The following is a 2,238-nucleotide window of genomic DNA, read 5'->3' as shown; positions in this document are numbered from 1 at the left end:
CCCGTACTGATTGAGTTCCCTTCAGTCTTCATCGTGGGGCGATTATCTCACGCCGATGATGATGCTACGAGGTACTGCTAGCTTTGACGCTTACGATAGGCCTCCTTTCAGATTTATTCTGATGCCATGATATCACGTTGCAAGAAACTAAGGAACTGCTGGTTTAGGACCTAAATCGGCGGGGGGACTGAATAGTTACCAATTTACCATGAAAAGGAGTGTAGTCATGAGTAGCCCAAAAGTTAGGATCAAAAGCAAAAAGCCAATACACGCCACCGTTGGAATTGACTTTGGGACTAGTTTCACTAAAATAGCTTATCGATTTGAGGGCAATCAAGATAACAAGGTCTACCCTCTGGAGATAAACGCAGGTGCAGAGAACGGCTATCTCATGCCCTCTCTGATGGCCTTCGACGAGGGGAGGATCCTCCTCGGTCAAGATGCGGAAAATTTTTTATCGGAAAATAAATGGGGAAAGGGCGCCAGATATCTGAAGATGCTGTTCCTTGGGGCGAATAAATCCATGGGAATGACCGATAAAGCAGAATACAAAGACAACATGCACCGGTTCAATGCTTATTGTACTGAATGTAATTTGAGTGAAGAGTTACGCAACCCTGGATATATGATAGCTATTTATTTGTCTTGGATTATAAAAACAGCACAAAAATCTATAAGAGAAGCAGTATCCAGACAAAAAGACGACAGAGAGATCATATTCTCATACAATATATGTTTACCGATAGACAGCTACGAGCAAAAAGACGTATTAAATAACTGCGAAAAAACATTGGATATTATCAGAGACCTTATGGGTCAAGACGGTTATTCTCTTGACTTTGATTTACTCGAGTATATATCACTACTCTGGCAGAAAGATTTTTCGTCTTATGAAGACACCCAGAAAAGAAAACCAGATATCAACTTAGTGCCAGAAGCAGTTGCTTTGACAGCCTGCTATACAGAATCTCTCGGTGCAGAATACAAAATTCACGGCGTTATCGATATCGGGGCAGGGACGGTAGACTTTTCGATATTCAACATAAACAACGAGGATGGAGAGAAAACTATCAACTGGTACAACGCAGTGACAATCCCCGGTGGCGTCGACGAGATCGAGGCAGACCTGTTTAAGTTCTTCGCCAAACAAGGGGAGTACCTAAGCTCCCGTCAAATCAGCCTCAAACTAACTAAACTGAGCCTTAAAGCCTACCCTCAAAGCGAAGAAACTATAGAAATTGTAGAGACTAAGCTTAAAAAAATATGGGAAGATAGTCGTTTTTCGGTATGGGGACCCGCCTACGATAAAAACACAGATGCACGTAGTTGGGATAAAGATATGGTTAAGGTGCTTATATGTGGAGGAGGCAGCGATCTTCCTGGCACAGAGGATATTTTCGGACAGTGTTGGTACGAACCTTCTTGGGGTCCTTATCCCGTGGAAAAGCTTAGGACTAATCCACGGAATTTCGCAGGAGACCCACATATATTCCACAGGATGATCGTCGCCTACGGCTTAACTATTCCAACTCCCACACTATCAGACTTCAATTTACCTAAAGACTGCCCTGATCAGACACCCAAAAGGATATATGCCAAGACCGAGAGGGACGGCTACTACGGTGCCGTCTACAATGACACTCACTGAAAAACCAACGACCACAAACTCAGATCAAGGTCATATCAGGTCATACATTTGGGAGGGATTTCAGCCGTGATAAAGTCACTAAGCCTCAGGAACTTCACCAATTTCGAGGGCATAGACATAGATTTCTCCCCAAAGGTCAACGTTTTCGTAGGGAAGGGCGACATGGCCGAGGATATCGAAAAGGAGCTGCTTCAGGTGTTCATGCCGCTGGACGATCACCTCGGCAATATGTACCGGCAGGGATCCAATCCGTGGGGAGCCCTGTCCGCCAAGCTGGGGAAGGAAGGTAGCATTGATTGCAGTTTCTCCGAGGTCTCCCGCTATCTGGAGATAGAGCAAGACCGATACCTAGGAAGCACAGGAGAACCAGCCTTCATCCCCACTCCCTAAAAAAGACAATAAGAGCCATCGGTCCTATACGTGCTGGACCGATGGCTCTTATTTAGGACGAAACCCTTAACATCCAACTCGATCTTGATTTTTTTAAGCTGAAAGGTAAGCGTCAAACCTAGCAGTACATCGACTATCTCGGCAACAGATGGGATAATCTTGTCATAAAAAAGCTCGCAGCGAGCTTACTCCGCTGCGAG

2 protein-coding genes are annotated in these 2,238 nt (G+C 45.0%); both read left to right on the top strand.

Translation table 11 applies throughout. From position 1 onward, the window contains the following. Positions 1–226: 226 nt before the first annotated feature. Positions 227–1,648 carry an acetate and sugar kinases/Hsc70/actin family protein gene (locus B9Y55_RS12920; RefSeq protein WP_085545752.1) on the top strand — a complete coding sequence of 474 codons (1,422 nt, stop codon included), beginning with the start codon at positions 227–229 and terminating at the stop codon, positions 1,646–1,648. Between the two features lie 66 nt (positions 1,649–1,714). Continuing rightward, positions 1,715–2,038 carry a hypothetical protein gene (locus tag B9Y55_RS12915; RefSeq protein WP_085545751.1) on the top strand — a complete coding sequence of 108 codons (324 nt, stop codon included), beginning with the start codon at positions 1,715–1,717 and terminating at the stop codon, positions 2,036–2,038. Positions 2,039–2,238 lie beyond the last annotated feature (200 nt).

The organism is Dethiosulfovibrio salsuginis (assembly GCF_900177735.1).
GTDB lineage: Bacteria > Synergistota > Synergistia > Synergistales > Dethiosulfovibrionaceae > Dethiosulfovibrio > Dethiosulfovibrio salsuginis.
Note: the sequence above shows the minus strand (reverse complement) of the source record. Positions and strands in the feature narration are given on the sequence as shown.

What these genes read in the sequence shown, in the direction of transcription:
- B9Y55_RS12920 (WP_085545752.1), top strand. Translation starts at nt 227, where the DNA reads ATGAGTAGCCCAAAAGTTAGGATCAAAAGCAAAAAGCCAATACACGCC.